General features: G+C 67.8%; 16 protein-coding genes and 1 pseudogene. All 17 read right to left on the bottom strand.

Annotated elements, in window-relative coordinates; translation table 11 throughout:
* Nucleotides 1-4,625: BTAD domain-containing putative transcriptional regulator (locus JO236_RS04810; protein WP_293325505.1), on the bottom strand; the 4,625-nt coding region annotated here is incomplete at its 3' end.
* A 152-nt stretch (nucleotides 4,626-4,777) separates the two neighbouring features.
* A complete protein-coding gene (locus tag JO236_RS04805) occupies nucleotides 4,778-5,305 on the bottom strand; it encodes a histidine phosphatase family protein (RefSeq protein ID WP_293325502.1) in 528 nt (175 codons plus the stop codon).
* Between the two features lie 8 nt (nucleotides 5,306-5,313).
* Nucleotides 5,314-6,114 carry a CbtA family protein gene (locus tag JO236_RS04800; RefSeq protein WP_293325488.1) on the bottom strand — a complete coding sequence of 267 codons (801 nt, stop codon included), beginning with the start codon at nucleotides 6,112-6,114 and terminating at the stop codon, nucleotides 5,314-5,316.
* Between the two features lie 3 nt (nucleotides 6,115-6,117).
* A complete protein-coding gene (locus JO236_RS04795; protein WP_293325485.1) occupies nucleotides 6,118-6,330 on the bottom strand; it encodes a CbtB domain-containing protein in 213 nt (70 codons plus the stop codon).
* A 182-nt stretch (nucleotides 6,331-6,512) separates the two neighbouring features.
* Entirely contained in the window at nucleotides 6,513-9,041 is a 2,529-nt protein-coding gene (gene clpC1 / locus JO236_RS04790) for an ATP-dependent protease ATP-binding subunit ClpC (RefSeq protein WP_293325482.1), read from the bottom strand.
* 256 nt (nucleotides 9,042-9,297) lie between these two features.
* Nucleotides 9,298-9,636: a histone-like nucleoid-structuring protein Lsr2 gene (gene lsr2, locus JO236_RS04785; protein ID WP_025736770.1), complete on the bottom strand. Its 339-nt coding sequence runs from the start codon at nucleotides 9,634-9,636 to the stop codon at nucleotides 9,298-9,300.
* A 101-nt stretch (nucleotides 9,637-9,737) separates the two neighbouring features.
* Nucleotides 9,738-11,237, bottom strand: coding sequence for a lysine--tRNA ligase (lysS, locus tag JO236_RS04780; RefSeq protein WP_293325472.1), 1,500 nt, complete (start codon nucleotides 11,235-11,237; stop codon nucleotides 9,738-9,740).
* A 36-nt stretch (nucleotides 11,238-11,273) separates the two neighbouring features.
* Nucleotides 11,274-12,089, bottom strand: a complete 816-nt coding sequence (locus JO236_RS04775) for a type III pantothenate kinase (protein ID WP_293325469.1) — start codon at nucleotides 12,087-12,089, stop codon at nucleotides 11,274-11,276.
* Between the two features lie 2 nt (nucleotides 12,090-12,091).
* Complete coding sequence (gene panD / locus JO236_RS04770; protein ID WP_293325466.1) at nucleotides 12,092-12,511, bottom strand: aspartate 1-decarboxylase; 420 nt, start codon at nucleotides 12,509-12,511, stop codon at nucleotides 12,092-12,094.
* A complete protein-coding gene (panC, locus tag JO236_RS04765) occupies nucleotides 12,511-13,449 on the bottom strand; it encodes a pantoate--beta-alanine ligase (RefSeq protein WP_293325463.1) in 939 nt (312 codons plus the stop codon). Before panC ends, panD begins: the two co-directional genes overlap by 1 nt.
* On the bottom strand, nucleotides 13,446-14,357 hold the full coding sequence (locus JO236_RS04760; protein WP_293325460.1) for a Rossmann-like and DUF2520 domain-containing protein: 912 nt from the start codon (nucleotides 14,355-14,357) through the stop codon (nucleotides 13,446-13,448). Before JO236_RS04760 ends, panC begins: the two co-directional genes overlap by 4 nt.
* Before the next feature lie 103 nt (nucleotides 14,358-14,460).
* The gene (locus JO236_RS04755) at nucleotides 14,461-15,861 is read right to left on the bottom strand and encodes a DUF6779 domain-containing protein (protein ID WP_293325457.1); all 1,401 of its coding nucleotides are present in this window, start codon (nucleotides 15,859-15,861) and stop codon (nucleotides 14,461-14,463) included.
* 80 nt (nucleotides 15,862-15,941) lie between these two features.
* Entirely contained in the window at nucleotides 15,942-16,418 is a 477-nt protein-coding gene (locus JO236_RS04750) for a DUF3180 domain-containing protein (RefSeq protein ID WP_293325454.1), read from the bottom strand.
* The gene (gene folK / locus JO236_RS04745) at nucleotides 16,418-16,930 is read right to left on the bottom strand and encodes a 2-amino-4-hydroxy-6-hydroxymethyldihydropteridine diphosphokinase (RefSeq protein ID WP_293325451.1); all 513 of its coding nucleotides are present in this window, start codon (nucleotides 16,928-16,930) and stop codon (nucleotides 16,418-16,420) included. Before folK ends, JO236_RS04750 begins: the two co-directional genes overlap by 1 nt.
* On the bottom strand, nucleotides 16,927-17,316 hold the full coding sequence (gene folB / locus JO236_RS04740; protein WP_416362158.1) for a dihydroneopterin aldolase: 390 nt from the start codon (nucleotides 17,314-17,316) through the stop codon (nucleotides 16,927-16,929). The genes folK and folB overlap by 4 nt, the downstream gene beginning before the upstream one ends.
* Nucleotides 17,302-18,118 (bottom strand): annotated as a pseudogene (folP, locus tag JO236_RS04735) (dihydropteroate synthase); the annotation flags it as partial. The gene folB and the pseudogene folP, both read right to left, overlap by 15 nt.
* Before the next feature lie 21 nt (nucleotides 18,119-18,139).
* Entirely contained in the window at nucleotides 18,140-18,748 is a 609-nt protein-coding gene (folE, locus tag JO236_RS04730; protein WP_293325444.1) for a GTP cyclohydrolase I FolE, read from the bottom strand.
* Nucleotides 18,749-18,755 lie beyond the last annotated feature (7 nt).

Here is an 18,755-nt window from a genome sequence, read left to right as displayed (position 1 = left end):
GCATCGAAGTCGTCGGGGTCAAACGTGAGGGCCGCCGCGATCCGTTCGTCGGCGTTGATCTCATAGACGAGGAGGGCATCGACGTGAAACTTCTCGGCCGGCTCGGCGCTAGTCGAGTAGTGGGTCCGGCAAAGGACGAGGTGCTCGCCGCGTGTCGCGACAACGGTTGACGCGACCAACTTGGCCCCGAGCTCTGCGTTCGCGCGCGCATCTTCCACCGCGACGTTGCGACCGCGTCGGACTCCGGCACCTACCACTCGCCGCCGATCGTCGGTGGAAATATCGTCGGCCAGCATCTCGGTCATCGCCGCCCAGTCGCGGGCGTCGAAAAGCGCCTGGTTACGTTCGACGACTCGGCTTGCCGCGTTTTCGAGCCGCGGCGCCCTTGGCTGTCCCTCCAGCCGCTCGTGCGTGGCGTCGAGTTCGGCGATCGCTGCTTCGATGTCTTCGAGGTCGAACGACACCTGCAGCGCGAGTCGACCGGCCTCGTCGATGCCGAATAGCTGGAGAAATTCGTCGCGTGGCGCTCCAGGGCTCGCGTCGGCACTACCCAACGCCAACCGAGTGAGAGCGAGGCGCTCGCCTCGCACCGCGATAACGTCGACTGAGTTGAGCCGTACCTCGCGCGTCTCGAGAAGCCTCCGCGCCTCACGTAGCCATCCGTGCCGGAGGTCGTTCTGCGTAAAGCCGACCATCTTGCGGCGACTCCCGGCGACGGCATCGGGCGCCCACAGCCCCTCGTACTCGTTCCATGCCTCTCGATCGATAGCCGTTTTCCCGCGCCGGATCGCTCGCACGCAGGCGTTGTCAAGCTCGACGCTCGGCGCCACAGGCGCCGATGCCGTGGCCGGCGAGACTCGCCGTCCGACGACGTGGCGCGCCCTTTCCGCAAGGGCCGCAGCGCCTTTCCTCTCGTACAGGCCGGCCGCCCGCCCGGCGGCGGCGCGCGCACCCGCGGCATCCCCAGCAGCACCCAACACCGTTGCCAGGGTGTGGCAGGCGTCGCCGTGATCAACCAACGCGTCGGTGCGCTCCGCCAGGCTGACAGCAGCCTCGGCGACCCGCCGAGCTTCGTCGTGATCGGTGCCACGTGAAAGCAGGTGTGCCCGAAGCGTGCGCCAGGCAATCGAGGCCTTCAGCGCATGGCCTGCGAGATGCTCGCTCTCCGTGCATAATTCGTCGGCTTCGGCGTCCCGGTCGAGAGCGAGACACGTGCGGCCCAGCAACGCGGCGGTCTCGGCGGTGTCCGCGTCCAGCCCCATACGCCGAAAGCCGTTGTAAGCCTTGCGCAAATGCGGCTCGGCCGCGGCGGGATCGTCGTCGACGAGTTCGACGATGCCGGCGAACTGCTCGACTTCGAGCAGCGCATGCCGCAAGCCGAGCTCGGTGACCGCACGCCGGGCGGAGTCGATCATCCGTCGCGCCGCGGACGCGCGGCCCCGAAACGCTTCCAGCACCGCCTGGCACCGCGTCGAGGTGGCCTCGACCGCGGGCGAGTCGGTCGTGATCCGGAGCAGCCGCACCACGTCAAGGCACCGCCCCCCCGCACGCGGAACAGGGTTGGGGCCCCACAACGCCGCCAGCGGCGCACCGGCCAGCACCGCGTTCACCCGGCGGTGTTCACGCGTGCGTCGCGCCGCGGTCAAAGCGTGGTCCAGGGCGACCTCGCAGTCGCCGATTCGCCCGAGCCGGGCAAGACACGCGGCATGTACGGTGTGCGCCTGGGCTTCTCCCGCGGCATCGTCCAGCCCGGCAAGCTTTTCGGCAGCCTCGCCCAATGCGGCCTCGACCTCGTCCAGGCGCTCGGGATGGACGAGCATCGACAGCTGGCCGTTGAAGCACGTCGCCCATGCCGCCAGCCGCGCCGAATCCACCGTCGCTGCTTCCAATTGCGAGACCGCACCCGCCGCCGAAGCCACGTCACCGGCGGCGAGCAGAGCCTCGCAGCGCGCGACGAGTAGCTCGGCGACCTGGTCGTCGCGGTCGGGCAGCTCGTCGTCAATCTCCTCCAGCGCGTGCAGGGCGTGGTCGTACAGGTCGGCGGCCCCCTCGTAGGCGAGGCGGGTCAGCGCCTGGTCGGCCGCGCGCCGGCAGTACTCGGCGGCCTTGACCGCGTTTCCCGCCCATGCGCATTCGAAATAGTGGTAAGCCAACTCAGCGAGCAACTCGTCGTCGGCGCCGGGCTGGTTCTCCAACGTCGTGGCGATCCGCTGGTGCAGCCGCATGCGCCGCACGGACGCCAGCTCGGCGAGCAATGACTGTCGGACGATGGCGTGGTTGAACCGATAGTGGCCACCGGGCTCTTCGATGACGATGCCGGCCTGGCATGCTTCGTCGAACGCGTCGACGAGGTCGTCCCCGACCACGCGCTCCACCAGATCCAGGGCGAAGCGGCTGCCGACGACCGCGGCGGCGGCCAGAGCCTTGTTCGTCTCCGCGGGCAGCCGCGAAAGCCGGCGGCTCACGGCTTCGCGCACCCCCTGCGGCAGGGTGCTCTGATCCCACACGCCGCCGCTTTCATCGACGTGGCGCAGCGCCTCGATGAGGAAGAACGGGTTTCCACCGGTGACTGACGCCAGCGCGTGGGCGAGTTCCTCGTCGTCGTAACCCGCCTTAGCGACGTAAGCGGTGACGTCGTCCTCGTCCAGCCCGCTGAGGTTGAGGCGGTCAGCGGTGCCGTCCCGGTGCAGGTCGGCGAGCATCGCCGCCAGGGGATGGGAGCGGTCGAGGTCGGTGCTGCGGTACGTGCCGACGATCTGCACGCGGGCGCGGTCGCCAAAGCGCAGCAGATGGCGCAGTAGGAGCAGCGTCGGCTTGGCGGCCCAGTGCAGGTCGTCGAGGATCAGGACGATTGGCGCGCTTACCGAAGCGACTCCCAAGAGCGAGACGACGGCGTCGAAAAGTGCGTAGCGTTCGGTGTCCGGGTCGGCGCGCGTCGGCGCGGCGAGGTCCGGCACGACGTCTGTTAGCCCGGGAACAAGCGCGAGCAGGGCTTCGACCCCGCGCAGACCGCGGAGCCGGTCAGGGCCCACGCACGGCACGAGCGCACGCAGGGCTTCGGCGAAGGGCTGATAGGGCGCGCCGAGGTCCTCGTCGCATCGGCCGTAAATCACCAGGGCGCCTTGGTCGTAGGCCTGCCGGGACCATTCGCCGGCCAGCCGTGTTTTGCCGACACCGGGCTCGCCGGCGATCAACGCTGCGCACGCAGCGCCGGCCAGCGCGGTCTGGAACGTTGTCAACAGCCGTTCGAGTTCGCGGCCACGCCCGACGAAAGGCCCGGCGCCGACAAGCACCGCGGGCAGACCGGGACGTTGCACCGGTGCGTCGGTTGGCTGCGGCCCGGGACCGTCCTCCGCGGTTTCCAGACGGAGCTCGAAAACATGCTCGGGGCGTGCGAGGTTCCGCAGTTGGCGCATGCCCAGGTCGGTGAGCACGACGTCGTCGGACAATGAGTCGATAACGAGTTCGGCGGTCGCGCCCGAGCACAGGATCTGGCCGCCGACGGCCAGCGACCGCAGCCGCGCCGCACGGTTGACCGCTCTACCGAAGTAGTCGCCGTCACGCAGCTCGACCTCGCCGGTGTGCAGCGCCACGCGGATACGCAGTGGCTCCCTCAACGCCCACGGCTCGTGACCGATCGCGTCTTGCAGCTCGATAGCGGCGGCGGCACCCGCGGACGGCCGCTCGAAGACCGAAAACGTCGCATCGCCCTCGCCACGCGTCTTGATCAGCCGTCCTCCCCGCGACGTGACGACCTGTTCCACCAGCTCGTCGTGGCGCGCGAGCGCTGCGGCCATGGCCTGGGCATCGGCCTCCCAGGCGGCGGTGGAGCCCTCGATGTCCGTGAGCAGAAAGGTTACGGTCCGTGTCATCGACGAAACATGTTGTGCCACAGCAATATCGAGCGAGGAATCCTGCGCGACGATCGCGGCCTCGAGCCGCCGAAGCTCCGGCCCGGGGTCGACCCCTAACTGGTCGGCCAGCAGCGATCGCGCCCGTTGATAAGCGCCAAGCGCTTCGCCCTGCCTGCCCGCGCGGTACAGCGCCAGCATCAGCTGACCCCACCGCCGTTCGCGCAGCGGCGCCTCGGCCACCGCCGCTTCGAGATCACCGATGACTTCCGCGGCCCGGCCCGTCGCGAGCAGCGCATCCGCCCGATCCTCGACAAGTGCGGCGTGGCCTTCGATCCAGCGCGTCTTCTCGGACAGCCCCCGCTGGCCGTCGGGCAGTTCGGGGACTCCGCGCCAGAGAGTCAGCGCCTCGTCGAAACGGGCCACCGCTTGGCTGGTGTCGCCGGCAACGGCGGCTTCCCGCCCCACCTTGGCTGCCGATTTGTAGTGCGTGGCATCGACCAAGGGCCCAGCCAGAGTCCAGCCCGCTCCCTCGGTCAACACGACGCCGTCGCCAAGGGTGCGGCGCAGGGAGGAGATGTGGGTCTGCAAGGCCTTGCCCGCGGTGCGCGGCGGGTCATCGCCCCACAGCAGTTCGATCAGGGTGTCAGCCGAGACAACCGATCCGTTGTGCAGCCCCAACATCGTGAGGATGGCGCGCGGTTTGGCGCCCGGGATAGCCACGGGCGCGGCATCCTGCCGGACCTGGAGCGGCCCCAAAACCCCCAGTTCCACCGATGGAAGCGTACTCATGTCAGCCATCGTCGGCGGGACAATTCAATAGCTGGTCAAGATCGAGTAAAGGTGTGGCTGCAAGCTTGTCCGCGGGCGTAACGCTGCTGCGAATTTCACGCCGGGATTTCGCAGTCACGTCACGCTGGCGATCGTTACGGTCTCAGCGTCCAGTTTCCGCCGCGGCAGTGCATCACCGTACGGCTGAGCGGGGGAATGTCGATGCGCCAGAACGACTTCGGGGGCGCGTCAAGCGCAACCAGGATCGCCGATCGGACGACGGCGGGATGCGTGACCGCCACGGTGCTCTCGGTCAACGAACCCAGCCATCCGGCCACTCGTTCGATCAGGTCCACGATCGACTCGCCGCCGTGCGGTGCCCGGGTCGTATCCGTTAGCCAGGTGTCGAGGTCCAGATCCTGCGCCAACTGCCCGCGCCAGCGGCCACAATCGAGCTCACGCAGTCGCGACTCCACGGTGGCTCGCAGACCCAACAGCGCCGCCGTTTGCCGGGTCCGCCGCTCGGGTGCGCAGAATTGGCGGCCGGCGGTGTCGAGGGGTCCAACCTCTTCCGCTTGCCGGCGGCCGAGGGTGTTCAGCGGTTCGTCGGCGGGAAAGCGCGCGGCCGCCATCGCGTCCGTCATTCCGTGCGAGATCATGGTCAGCCGCAGGACCCCAGCTATGCCCTGGCTCACGCCGACAGGCTCGATGCCCGTCCACTCTCGGCCCGCTCGCCCAGCAGTCGTCCGGCGAGCCTCGCGAAGAGCAGGCCGATCGTCGTCCATACCAGCAGCTGGGTGGCCAGCGAAACCAGCCTGAATTCGTAGAGGACATCGGCGGGAAAACCGGGATAGATGATCGCACCTGAGCTGTCCCGCAGGGGTTGGGGCGTCTCGGCCACCGTAGGCAGCAGCACCATCACCACCGCGACCGCGACCACGTAGGCCTCGGCCGCCAGCAGCCTGCCGTTCCACGCTCCGAAGCGAGCCACGAGCCGACGGGCCAGCCACACCGCCGCGACGGCCAACAACACCGACATCAGCACCATGAACAGGTACCAGCCGGTGCGCATGCCGATCGTGTCGGACTGGCCGACGGCGGGCGGGTTGGGCGGATACTTCACGAACGGGACCAGGTACACCGCGACGAACGCGGCGGCGGCCAGCTGGAGCGAAAGCACCCGGGGCGCAACATGTTCGGTGTTTCCCAGGCGGCTATACACGACGCAGAACAACACCGCGAACAGTGTGCCCATCGCGACGCCGAAAAGTAGTACACCGAAACCCAGGCCGACGTTGGCCTGCACCCCGCGGCTGAACAGCTCGACTCCGTGCTCGTGCACACCCTGAGCCTGCTCGGCTTCGGTGCGGGCTTCCTCGTAGGCGATCGCGCGACCGATTATCGGTTCCGCGCATAGGCGGGCGAACACAAATGCCAGTACTGCGGCGACGGTGCCCGCCAGGAGACCGCGCGCGATCAGCCGCTTCTCCACGTGTCAGTGGCAGGGGAAGCCGAGCAGATGCCGTGCGTCGTGCACGAACTCATGCACATGCGAGTCACTGCCGAACAGCGACACCGCACCCTGGTCGACACCCAGGAAGTAGAGCGCCAGCAAAGCCAGGAAGGCGCTTCCCGCCAACCACAGCGCAGCGCTGGCCCCCGATAAATCGACGGCTCCGCTGCGCGTGGTTGTCTCTGAGTTGGCCACAGTTCACTCCTTCTGGGGATCTCGCGTCCCGCTTGGGTGCTGATGACGGGTGCCGGGTCTGACTATGCACAGTGGCGCGACCGTTCTGGAGTTTCACCAGATTCCGGCCACCCGTCTACAACAGACAACATCGGCCAGTCTAAACCGCGACCGGTGTTGGACAAACAGTCCGCGGGCGCGGTCTATCCCTCCGCGCTGGGCGCGCCGGCCTTGGCCAGATCGGTGTCGGCCGGGGGCTTGCGGGTGCCGGTGAAGGTGAACTTCGCGTCGTCACCGGGGCCCTCGCCGTCCCAGTCGTCGACGTCGACCGTGACGACCTGTCCCGGACCGACCTCCTCGAAGAGGATTTTCTCCGACAGCTGGTCCTCGATCTCGCGCTGGATGGTGCGCCGCAGTGGGCGGGCGCCCAGCACTGGGTCGAAGCCGCGCTTGGCCAGCAACGTCTTGGCCTTGTCGGTCAGCTCCAGCGCCATGTCCTTGCTCTTGAGCTGGTTCGCGACGCGGCCGATCATCAGGTCGACCATCCGGATGATCTCGTCGCGAGTCAGCTGGTGGAAGACGATGATGTCGTCGATGCGGTTCAGGAACTCCGGGCGGAAGTGCTTCTTGAGCTCGTCGTTGACCTTCTGCTTCATCCGCTCGTAGTCGTTCTCACCGCCGCCCTTGGTGAAGCCCAGGCCGACCGGCTTGGAGATGTCGGAGGTGCCGAGGTTGGAGGTGAAGATCAGCACGGTGTTCTTGAAGTCCACCGTGCGACCCTGCCCGTCGGTGAGCCGGCCATCCTCGAGCACCTGCAGCAGGCTGTTGTAGATCTCCTGGTGCGCCTTCTCGATCTCGTCGAACAGCACCACGGAAAACGGCTTGCGCCGCACCTTCTCGGTGAGCTGGCCGCCCTCCTCGTAGCCGACGTATCCCGGCGGGGCGCCGAACAGCCGCGACGCGGTGAACCGGTCGTGGAACTCGCCCATGTCGATCTGGATGAGCGCGTCGTCGTCGCCGAACAGGAAGTTGGCCAGCGCCTTGGACAGCTCGGTCTTACCCACACCGGACGGGCCGGCGAAGATGAACGAGCCCGACGGGCGCTTGGGGTCCTTCAGCCCGGCGCGGGTGCGGCGGATCGCCTTCGAGACGGCCTTGACGGCGTCCACCTGGCCGATGATCCGCTTGTGCAGCTCGTCTTCCATGCGCAGCAAGCGCGTCGTCTCGGCCTCGGTGAGCTTGAACACCGGGATACCGGTCCAGTTGCCGAGTACCTCGGCGATCTGCTCGTCGTCGACCTCGGCGACCACGTCGAGATCACCCGAACGCCACTGCTTTTCGCGCTCCGCACGCTGAGCGACCAATTGCTTCTCGCGGTCGCGCAGGCTGGCGGCCTTTTCGAAGTCCTGGGCGTCGATCGCGGATTCCTTCTCCCGGCGGGCCTCGGCGATCTTCTCGTCGAACTCGCGCAGGTCTGGCGGAGCGGTCATGCGGCGTATCCGCATGCGGGCGCCGGCCTCGTCGATCAAGTCGATCGCCTTGTCCGGCAGGAAGCGGTCGTTGATGTAGCGGTCGGCCAGCGTGGCCGCGGCCACCATGGCCGAATCGGTGATCGACACCCGGTGGTGGGCCTCGTAGCGGTCGCGTAGACCCTTGAGGATCTCAATGGTGTGCTCCACCGTCGGCTCACCCACCTGCACAGGCTGGAAACGGCGCTCCAGCGCGGCGTCCTTCTCGATGTACTTGCGGTACTCGTCGAGCGTGGTGGCACCGATCGTTTGCAGCTCGCCGCGAGCCAGCTTGGGCTTCAGAATGCTAGCCGCGTCGATCGCGCCCTCCGCGGCGCCGGCACCGACCAGCGTGTGCAGCTCGTCGATGAACAGGATGATGTCGCCGCGGGTGTTGATCTCCTTGAGCACCTTCTTCAGGCGTTCCTCGAAGTCACCGCGGTAGCGGCTGCCGGCGACCAGCGAGCCCAGGTCCAGCGTGTACAGCTGCTTGTCCTTCAACGTCTCGGGGACCTCGCCGTGCACGATCGCCTGCGCCAGACCCTCGACGACGGCGGTCTTGCCGACGCCGGGCTCGCCGATCAGCACCGGGTTGTTCTTGGTACGTCGGCTCAGGACCTGCATCACCCGCTCGATTTCCTTCTCGCGGCCGATGACGGGGTCCAGCTTGCCTTCCATCGCGGCGGCGGTCAGGTTGCGTCCGAACTGGTCGAGAACCAGCGACGTGGAGGGGCTGCCCGATTCACCGCCACGACCACCGGTACCGGCCTCGGCGGCCTCTTTGCCCTGATAGCCGCTCAACAACTGGATCACCTGCTGGCGCACCCGGGTGAGCTCCGCGCCCAGCTTGACCAGCACCTGGGCGGCCACGCCTTCACCCTCGCGGATCAGGCCCAGCAGGATGTGCTCGGTGCCGATGTAGTTGTGGCCCAGCTGCAGCGCCTCGCGCAGGCTCAGCTCGAGCACCTTCTTGGCACGCGGGGTGAACGGGATGTGTCCCGACGGCGCCTGCTGGCCCTGCCCGATGATCTCTTCGACCTGGCTGCGGACGCCTTCCAGCGAGATGCCCAGCGACTCGAGCGACTTGGCGGCCACGCCTTCGCCCTCGTGAATAAGTCCCAACAGGATGTGCTCGGTGCCGATGTAGTTGTGGTTGAGCATCCGGGCTTCTTCTTGCGCCAGGACGACGACCCTGCGGGCGCGGTCGGTGAATCTTTCGAACATCGTCGGTTACCTGCTCTCCCTCACCATCGATACGGCGAACGGCATCGCGTACCTGCCGTCCACTGTAATGGTCGGCCTGCCAGGGTTCCTAACCTTGCGGTGAGCACCCACCCTGTGACAACAGAGCCGTAACAGAGAAACGAGATATACCACCGAAACGTTTCCTGCGCTCGCCGGCAATCAGTTCGCCACCAGCGAAAAACATAAAATGCTCCGGCGCCCGGGCACGAGCCCGGGCGCCGGAAGGCAAAACTTCTTAGGTCGCGGCGTGGAACGCGTCGATAACGTCAGCCGGGATGCGTCCGCGGGTCGACACATTGTGCCCGTTGCGGCGAGCCCATTCCCGGATCGCGGCACTCTGCTCGCGGTCGATGGCGCCGCGGCCGCGGCCCGAGCCCGAACGCCCGCGCCGACGGCCCCCGACACGACGGCCGGCCGCCACCCATTGCTTCAGATCCCCCCGCAGTTTCGCGGCATTCTTGGTCGAAAGATCAATCTCATAGGTCACCCCGTCAAGCCCGAATTCGACCGTTTCATCGGCGGCGCCCGCACCGTCGAAATCATCGACCAAGGTGACGGTCACTTTCTTCGCCATATGGCTTACCCTCGCGTTTCCTCTGTACTGTTCCTGAGATTGGACTGAATCCCCGAACACCAATCTGCCATAGCTGCACAAATTTCTCAATCCGGCACAGTTCAGTTGGAGTGCGGTCGAACAATCGGGAACAAAACTGTCTCCCGAATTGACAGACCGGTCAAACACATCAACAACCGATCGATGCCCATTCCAGTTCCGGTACACGGTGGCATCGCGTACTCGAGGGCCGCCAAAAAATCCTCGTCGAGCACCATCGCCTCGTCATCGCCCGCAGCCGCGGCCCTGGCCTGCTGGGCGAATCTCTCCCGCTGCACAACAGGATCGTTTAATTCGGAGTATCCGGTGGCCAGTTCGACTCCGCCCAGATAGAGATCCCACTTCTCCGTAACGCCAGGGATACTGCGGTGCTGGCGCGTCAATGGCGTTGTCTCGACTGGGAAATCCTTGACAAATGTCGGGGCGGTCAACTGCCGACCCACCAAGTGCTCCCAGAGTTCCTCAACCAGTTTGCCGTGCCCGTACCCGCGATTGTCCGGAATCTCGGCACCCACCGTAGCGGCGATGTCGCGCAAGCGATCGACGGCCGTATCAGGGGTGATCTCTTCGCCGAGCGCCGCCGAGAGCGACGGATACATTTGCATCGTCGCCCATTCTCCGTCTATGTCGTAGACACTGCCGTCGGGCAGCGGCAGTTGTCTGGTCCCGATCGCTTCGTCGGCTACCTCTTGAATAAGCTCGCGGGTGACGACCGCCGAATCGTCATAGGTTCCGTAGGTCTGATAGGTCTCTAGCATAGAAAATTCCGGTGAATGCGTGGAATCGGTGCCTTCGTTTCGGAACACTCGATTAAGTTCGAAGACCTTGTCGAATCCGCCGACGATGCAGCGCTTGAGGAACAGTTCCGGCGCGATCCTCAGGTAGAGATCGATGTCGAGCGCATTGGAATGAGTGACGAACGGCCGGGCGGCCGCACCGCCGGCCAGGGTCTGCAACATAGGGGTCTCGACTTCGAGAAATCCTCGCCGTTCCAAGGAACCCCTTATCGCCCGGACGACGGCAATCCGCCGGCGAGCGACCTCGCGCGCCTGCGGCCGCACGATCAGATCGACATAGCGCTGCCGCACCCGCGCCTCTTCGCTCATCTCCTTGTGCGCGACCGGCAGCGGCCGCAGCGACTTGGACGCCATCCGCCACGAGTCGGCCAGCACGGACAGTTCCCCGCGCCGGGAGTTGATGACGGTGCCGTGCACAGAGACGATGTCGCCGAGGTCGACGTCGGCCTTCCAGGCATCGAGCGCGTCCCGGCCGACCTTGTCGAGGCTGAGCATCACCTGCAATTGGGTGCCGTCGCCGTCCTGCAATGTGGCGAAGCACAGTTTTCCGGTGTTGCGCGCGAAAATCACGCGGCCCGCGACGCCGACGACGTCGTCGGTAGTCGAGTCGATCGGAAGGTCGGGGTGAGCGGCACGGATTTCGGCCAGGGTGTGGGTGCGGTCGATGGCGACGGGGTAGGGGTCAAGCCCCTCTGCCAGCAGGCGAGCGCGCTTGTCCCTACGGATCCGGTACTGCTCGGGAATCTCTGCGTCGGCGCCACTCACGACGTGCCAGCTTAAATCACTCGGCGCGCAAGCCCCTCAGCGTGCCGTCTTGAGGCGGCCGCGCTGCGCGTCGCGGTTGCGTTCGAAGACGAGGCGCAGCCCGTGCAGGGTCAGGTGCTGGTCGTAGTGGTTGGCGGTGTGCAACTCGGGCAGCAGCAGTGGCGCGGTATGCCCGGTGGTGACGACCTCGACGTCATCGCCGCCAAAGCCGTCCACGTCCTCGCGGATCCGCCCCACCAGACCGTCCACCAGGCCGGCGAAGCCGAAGACCGCGCCGGCCTGCATGCATTCGACGGTGTTCTTGCCCACTACCGACCGGGGGCGGGACAATTCGACGTGCAGCAACGCCGCCGAGCGAGCGGCCGCGGCGTCCGAGGAGATCTGCACCCCAGGCGCGATGGCGCCGCCGAGAAACTCGCCCTTGGCAGACACCAGGTCCACGCAGATCGACGATCCAAAATCGACGACGATGGCCGCCCTACCGAATTTATGAAAAGCCGCCAGGCAGTTCACGATCCGGTCGGCACCCACTTGTTTCGGATTGTCCACCAGCAGTGGAATGCCGGTACGCACCCCCGGCTCGATCAACACGTGTGGCACCGACGGCCAGTACTGGTCGAGCATGATGCGCACCTCGTGCAGCACCGACGGGACCGTGGACAGCGCGGCGGCACCGGTGAGCCGCTCTGAGTCCTCGCCGATCAGGCCGTCGATGGTGAGCGCCAATTCGTCTGCGGTGACTTCGGATTCGGTGCGTATCCGCCACTGCTGCACGACCTTGGCGTGCTCATTGGTTCCCGAAATCAACCCGACGACGGTGTGGGTGGTGCGTACGTCGATCGCCAGCAGCACGGTTACCGTGCACCCATCCGTGGGTTGAGCAACTCCGCCGCGTCGTCGGGCACATATGCCGGATCGCTGCCCAGGTCGATCTGCTTGTTGTGGGCGTCTACGAACACCACGCGCGGCCGGTAGGCGCGCGCCTCGGCATCCTCCATGGTCCCGTAGGCGATCAGGATCACCAGGTCACCCGGGTGCACGAGATGTGCTGCGGCACCGTTGATTCCGATCACACCGCTGCCGCGCTCACCGGTGATGGCGTAGGTGACCAGGCGGGCCCCGTTGTCGATGTCGACGATGGTCACCTGCTCACCCTCGAGCAGATCCGCGGCGTCCATCAGATTGGCGTCGATGGTGACCGAGCCGACATAATGCAGGTCGGCCTGGGTGACGGTGGCGCGGTGGATCTTGGATTTCAGCATTGTCCGTAACATCATTTCCTCCAACGTGATTCGAGGGTCGCCCCATGTCCGTCCGGCCCAGCGGTGCCGGCGAAAGTTCCGATTTCAAGCGAGATGTTGTCCAACAACCTGGTGGTCCCCAGTCGGGCCGCGACCAACAGCCGGGCGCACCCGTACGGCGGCACCGGGCCCAGCTCGGCATCGCGCAACTCCAGATAGTCGATCGCGAGCGCGGGCACCGCCTCGAGCACGGCGCGGGCCGCGTCCAACGCGGCCTGAGGTCCCTCATGCGCCGCGTGCGCGCCGGCCGTCAGCGCCGCGGAGAGCGTCACGGCCAGGTCGCGCTGTTGGGGGTCGAGGTAGCGGTTGCGCGACGACATGGCCAGACCGTCGGCTTCCCGCACGGTCGGCACGCCGACCACCTGCACGTCGACGTTCAGGTCCGCGACCATCTGCCGGATCACCACCAGCTGCTGGTAGTCCTTCTCGCCGAAGAAGATTCGGTCGGGACGCACGATCTGCAGCAGTTTGAGCACGACGGTCAGCACACCGGCGAAATGAGTTGGCCGCGGGCCGCCCTCGAGTTCGGCGGCGAGCGGACCGGGTTGCACGGTGGTACGCAGCCCGTGCGGATACATGGCGGAGGCCGCCGGCGTGAAGGCGAGCTCGACGCCTTCGGCGCGCAGCATTGCCAGGTCGTGATCGAGGGTGCGCGGGTAGGCGTCCAGGTCTTCGCCCGCACCGAATTGCAGCGGGTTGACGAAGATCGACACCGCAACCGCCGCGCCGGGCACCCGTTTTGCCGCGCGCACCAGGGCGAGGTGCCCCTCGTGCAGCGCGCCCATGGTGGGCACCAACATCACCCGCCGCCCGGTCTGCCGTAGCGCGCGGCTGACCGCCGTGACGTCGCGCGGGGCGGCGTACACGTTGAGTTCGCCGGCACTGAATCTTGGGGTGTGCTGGGCTGTCATCGCGCCAACACCTCTAGGACGTCATTTTGGGCGTGTGCGCGCTGCGCGGTCCGCAACGCGTTCACGCGGTACGCCTGGGCCAGCCGCGGGTCCGCCCGCTCTAGTGCGCGGAGATGCCCGGCGACCGCCTCCGCGTCCCCCCGGGCGACAGGTCCGGTGAGCGCGGCCTGCCCGCGCTGCAGCGTGTTCTCCAGCGCAGCCCGGGCCAGCGGCCCGATGATGCGCTCGGCGATCCCGCCCGGCTGGTTGTCGACGAGCTGCTGTCCCAGCAACTCGTCGCCCCGCACCGCGGTTCGCAGCGCCTCCAGCGCGTCGGCAACGATCGTCACGAGGTGGTTGGACGCATGGGCCAGGGCGGCGTGGTAGAGGACGCGGGCATCCTCGCGCACGCAGAACGGCTCCCCGCCCATCTCCAGCACCAGCGACTGGGCGATCGCGTAGCCGACATCGTCGGCGGCGGTGATCCCGAAGCAGGTGTCCGGCAGCCGGCTGATGTCGTCGTCGGAGCCGGTGAACGTCATCGCCGGATGGATCGCCAGCGGTATGCAGCCGATCTCGGTCAGTGGCGCAAGGATTCCGATCCCGTTGGCGCCGGACGTATGGGCCACGATCGTTCCGGGCCGCACCGCCGACGTGGCCGCCAGGCCGGACACCAGGCTGGCGAGCTCGCTGTCGGTGACGGCCAATAGCAGCAGCTCGGCGCCTGCGGCGACGTCCGGCGGCGGCACTACCGGGGTGTCGGGCAGCCGGCGCTGTGCACGCGAAAGCGATGCGTGTGAGATGGCGCTGCAGGCCACCACGACGTGGTCGGCGCGCTCCAGCGCAACCCCCAGCGCGGTACCTACCCGGCCCGCGGAGATGACCCCAACCTTGAGCCGGGCCGGGCGCAACCCGTCGAACTGCACCATCGCAGACGACCTCACAGAATTTCTAAGTTCGTTCCAGTCCCTGATCCCGGGTACCGGACGGTCACTAAGACTGTAGTCGATCTACTACGCCAGGCCCAGAGTGTCAGCCGTCACGCCGGCGGCGCCGGCCGCCTCCAGTCGGCTCCGCCTGCAACCGGGCCAGCAGGTCGGCGACCGACTGACCGCCGCTTTCGGGGTCTGCCGACGCCTCTTCCAGGCTGCGGTGCCGGGCCGCGGGTTCGGGAGGCGGCGGGGGCGCCAGGCGGGGCGGGGGCGGGGCGGGGGGTGTCGATGGGGGCCCGGCCGGCGGCGGCGCGGCGGGCGCCGGCGCGGCCCCTCGGGGCGGCGCATGCCTGCCCATACCGTTGTCGATCGGGCTCCCACCGCCTGCGGATAGCCAGTCACGGTCCTCGGCCGCGTGGCGCGATCGTGCCCGGCGGCCGGACCCGCCATAGCGGGGCGGCGGCCCGGCCGGTCCCGGAGGACTGACCGGTTCCACCGGGCCGTAATACCGGGCACGCGGGTCCGACGCGGGCGCGGGGGGTGGCGACGGGGCCGCCGGAGGCGGCGCGACCGGCGCTTGGGCTGCCGGAGGCGGCGCGGGGGTTGGCGACGGGGCCGCCGGAGGCGGCGCGACCGGCGCATGGGCAGCCGGAGGCGGCGCGACCGGCGCTGGGACGGGTTCGACCGGTGCCCAGTGGCTGCCGGGTGTTCCCGATGGCACCCATCGGCCCTCGGCGCCGACCGGCTGCCAGTCCGCGGGCTCGGGTTGGGGCGGTGGCGGGAACGGTGCGGGCGGCGGCCCGGGACGGGTCTCGAATCGGGTCTCGGGTTCTGATAGCGGGGCCTCGTGGTTCAGCCGGATTTGCTCGCGTGCATGCGTCGGCTGGCGGGGGGGCAACAACGGCTCTTCCGGCACGTCGATGATCGAGGTGTCGTCGGCCCGGCTGGCGGGCGTGATACCCGCGCTGCCCGGCTGGTCTGCGCGGACGGACCTGACCCGATCGCTGGAAACCCAATCGATCAGGGCGCGCGGGTTGGTCGCGTCGGTTTCGATCGCCGGGCGCTGATCGAGACTGGCGTCGAACAGGATCTCCAAGCTGGTCCGCAACGCGGCTAATTCCGCCCGCAGCGCCGCCAGGTCGTCGGCGGCCTGGGCGCGCAGCTCGGAAGCCAGCTCGCGGCGCAGCTGCGACTCCACCGTCAGCTCGTATTCACGACGGGCCGAGATTTCCCGATCCAGCTGCAGGTCGTAGACCAGCTTCAGATCACGCACGCGCGACTGATCCGCGTCGCTCTGCCGGCGGTAGAGCACCGACACGAACGCACCGGCGACCGCGGCCCACAGCGCCAGGATCACGGCGAGCTTGAGGAGTTCCACCCGATTGGTGAAAACAAGTGCGGAACTGGCCCCGATGGCGAGGACCAGCAACGTCGTTAAGAGCGCCCATCCCGGCCTGCGGCCGCCGCGCCGGACCCGGGCGCCGCGGGACAGAACGGTCATGGCCTTTGACTGTACCTGGGCGAGGTCAATACGCGTGTCGTGCGACTCCGGCGATTCTCGCGAGGCCGGGCTGTTGTGCCTCAGCTTTCCAGGCTGTCGCCGGGCTCACCGGGATCCTGCGGGGACTTACAGCAATGCTGCAGCCACAGCGCGGCCACCACCAAGGCCAGCGCGCTGACGGCCGCCACCACCGCGCCGGGGGTGTCCTCGGCCGTGGCGCGCAGCCACGATCGGCGCGGCAGGAAATACACCAGTACACCGACCCACCACCCCAGCACCAACGCGCCCATCCAGGCCGACGCCTTGGCGATCGTCAGGGTGCGGGCAACCGCGAGCGGATGTAGCCATCCCGGTCCGTCGCCGATCTCGCCGTCGTTGATCTTGACCCGCACGTAGCGCGCCCAGAGCGCCTCGGCGACCGCGACGGCGAGCAGCGAGATGCCGGTCCACACCGTGATCGGCGGAAACCACCGGTACCACACGATCACCAGCAGATAACCAACGACCGCGGCGCCCATCACCGCGGCCGTCAGGTCACGCTTGCGGGTCGGTCCCATCAGGCCAGCGCCAGTCGGGTCATCCGTACACCCGCACGCTCGGCAGGGTCCAGCTCGGCCAGCAGTTCGGCCACCCGCCGGCGCCCTTGCGGCAGGGTCAGCGCGGCATCCGGCTCGACCGCCAGCCAGGGGATCATCACGAAGGCCCGCACATGGGCCAGCGGGTGGGGCAGGGTCAGGTCGTCGTCACGGCTGACCACCTCGGCGTGACCGTCCTGGCAGGCGATCACGTCGACGTCGAGAGTGCGTGGGCCCCAACGCTGTTCGCGAGTCCGGCCGGCTCGCCGCTCGAACTCCTGAGCCCGGCGCAGCCAACCGCTGCCGTCGCACGCCGAGTCGTCTGCGATGACTACGGCGTTGAGGAACGGTCCCTGTTCGACGCCGCCCCAGGGGTCAGTCTCATACACCGGCGAGACAGCCACCGCCGCTTCTCCCAGGCCGTCGACGACCGATTGCAGCCGGGCCAGCCGATCACCCAGGTTGGAGCCGACCGACAGCACCGCCCGCGTCATACGGCGCCGCCGGCCGGGACTATCGAACCCCGGCCTCCGCGCCGCGAGCGCCGGACCACCACGGCCACATCGGCGAACTTCAGCGCGATCGGCGCCTGCGGCTTGTGCACCACCACCTCGACAGCGTGCACGCGCTCGTCGTCCATCACCGCATCGGCGATCTCGGCGCCGACCGTCTCGATCAGCTTGCGTGCGGGCCCGGCGACGACACCGGCGGCCAGGCGGGCCAGGGCGTCGTAGTCATAGGTGTCGGCCAATTCGTCACTCGCGGCTGCGGCGGCCAGGTCGATCCAGACGGTGATGTCGACGACGAAATCCTGCCCGCTGGCCCGTTCGTGCTCGAAGACGCCGTGGCGACCATGAACTGTCAAGCCGCGCAACTCGATTCGGTCAGCCACCGGCCCAGGCCTCCATAACTTTGAGCGCGTCAACGGAGGCCCGCACGTCGTGCACCCGCACTCCCCAGGCGCCGTGCAGGGCGGCCAGGACGGAGATGACGGCGGTCGCCGTCTCCCGCCCATCGGGCGGACGCACGGTCCCGTCCGGATCGGCCAACAGGGTACCGAGGAAGCGCTTTCGCGAGGCACCCAGCAATACCGGCAACCCGGTTGCCACCAATTCCGGCAGCGCGTGTAGCAGCGCCCAATTGTGTTGTGCCGTCTTGGCGAATCCCAGACCGGGGTCGATCATCAACTTGTCCGGATCCACGCCGGCGGCCACGGCGTCGTCGACGCCGGCCAGCAGCTCGGATCGCACTTCGTCGATCACGTCGCGGTAGTCCGGAGCCTTGTGGGGATGGTCGGTCGACACCGATCGCCAGTGCATCAGTACCCAGCGCACACCGGCTTCGGCCACCAGCGGGGCCATCGCGGGATCGGCGCGGCCGCCGGACACGTCGTTGACGATCTGCGCGCCGCCTTCCAGCGCCGCACGCGCCACATCCGCATGCATGGTGTCGATGCTGACGGTAATCCCTTGCTCCGCAAGCTCTTTGACGACGGGTAACACCCGTGACGTCTCCACCCCGGGGTCCACCCGGACCGCACCGGGCCGCGTCGACTCCCCTCCGACATCGACGATCGCCGCGCCTTCGGCGGCCAACGCCAGGCCGTGTTGGACGGCGCGCTCGGCATCGAGGTAACGCCCGCCATCCGAGAACGAGTCATCGGTGACGTTGAGAACACCCATTACCTGCACCGGCGCATCGACTCACTTACGCAGGATGAGGTCGAGCGCTTCGGCTCGAGATGCCGCACTGGTTTTGAACAGGCCGCGCACCGCCGATGTCGTCGTGACTGCGCCGGGCTTGCGTACCCCGCGCATCGCCATGCACAGGTGTTCGGCCTCGACCACCACGATCACGCCGCGTGGATCCAGGTTTTTCACCAGGGCGTCGGCGATCTGGCTGGTGAGCCGCTCCTGTACCTGTGGGCGCTTGGCGTAAAGGTCGACCAGCCTGGCGATCTTCGACAGGCCGGTTATCCTGCCGTCGACGCCGGGGATGTAGCCGACGTGGGCCACACCGTGAAACGACACCAGGTGATGCTCGCAGGTGGAGTACAGCGGGATCTCTTTGACGATCACCAATTCGTCGTGTTCCTCGTCGAACGTGGTGTTCAGGACCGTGTCGGGGTCGATGTAGAGCCCGGCGAACATCTCGCGGTACGCGCGCGCAACGCGGGACGGCGTCTCTTGCAGACCATTTCGGTCCGGGTCTTCGCCGATTGCGATCAGCAACTCGCGGATGGCCGCCTCGGCGCGTGGCTGGTCGAACGCCCCGATACGTGGAGTCGCGGTCCGGGTATCCGGCTGCGCCATCGAATCC

The sequence above is a fragment of the Mycobacterium sp. genome, assembly GCF_019247635.1.
In the GTDB taxonomy this organism is placed as follows: Bacteria; Actinomycetota; Actinomycetes; order Mycobacteriales; family Mycobacteriaceae; genus Mycobacterium.
This window is presented reverse-complemented; position numbering and strand designations above follow the sequence as displayed.